Origin of the sequence: Acetobacter musti (genome assembly GCF_011516835.1) — a bacterium.
Classification (GTDB): domain Bacteria; phylum Pseudomonadota; class Alphaproteobacteria; order Acetobacterales; family Acetobacteraceae; genus Acetobacter; species Acetobacter musti.
In genome coordinates, this window is sequence record NZ_WOTB01000110.1 from 1 (window position 1) to 918 (window position 918).

At 56.6% G+C, this 918-nt stretch carries 1 protein-coding gene; it reads left to right on the plus strand.

The window, feature by feature from the left end; translation table 11 throughout:
- The first annotated feature begins 77 nt into the window (after positions 1–77).
- Entirely contained in the window at positions 78–908 is an 831-nt protein-coding gene (locus GOB93_RS20960; RefSeq protein WP_070323562.1) for an IS5 family transposase, read from the plus strand.
- Positions 909–918 lie beyond the last annotated feature (10 nt).

A 918-nucleotide genomic window follows, 5' to 3' on the forward strand; every position in this document is an offset into this window, starting at 1 on the left:
AGTGTCTGACCGAAAATGAGTTGAGTGATTTCAGCGGGTTATGATTCATGGGTTTGCGATAACCTGATGAGATCAAGATGGCCTGGACTGAAATCACCCGAGCGCAGTATCAAAGGGACGACCTGGAATATGCAAGCGACCTGCGCGATGCGGAGTGGGCGCTGATTGCGCCGCTGATGCCCGAGAAGAAACGGCTGGGCAGACCACGACGTACGGATTTGCGCCGGGTCATGGAGGCGATCCTCTATATCGTCACGACCGGCTGTCAATGGCGGCAGTTACCTCGGCACTTTCCGGCCTTCACGACCGTACAGGGCTATTTCTACCGTTGGATCCGCGAGGGACGATGGGAAGCCATGAACCATATTCTCGTGATCCTGTCGCGTGAGCAGGACGGGCGAGACGCCACGCCTTCAGTGGGCATTATTGACAGCCAGTCGGTTAAAACCGCTGAAAATGGCGGCCCCCGCGGTTATGACGCGGGCAAGAAGATCAAGGGACGCAAGCGACATATCGCGACCGACACGCTGGGTCATGTCGTGGCGGCTGTTGTACATCCCGCCGACATTCAGGATCGTGATGGTGCGCCGCTGGTAGCGACCAGAATACGCTCATTGTTTCCCTGGCTTCGCCATCTGATCGGTGACGGGGGATATGCTGGCGAGAAGTTGCGTGGTACGCTGGCTGAACTCGGCCGATGGACGATCGAGATCGTCAAACGTAGCGATCGGGCCGAAGGCTTCGTCGTCTTGCCCAAACGCTGGATCGTGGAGCGTAGCTTTGCATGGCTCGGACGTTGCCGTCGCCTCACGAAGGATGTCGAGACAACAATCTCGTCATCCTGCGCATGGTTGATGATTGCCCATATCCGCAGAGTTCTGCGAAAAATCAATCAAACCGCTTTCTGATTCAGGCTCT

Bases quoted from the DNA above. Each gene is read 5' to 3' on its own strand.
- GOB93_RS20960 (WP_070323562.1), top strand. From the start codon at position 78: ATGGCCTGGACTGAAATCACCCGAGCGCAGTATCAAAGGGACGACCTG.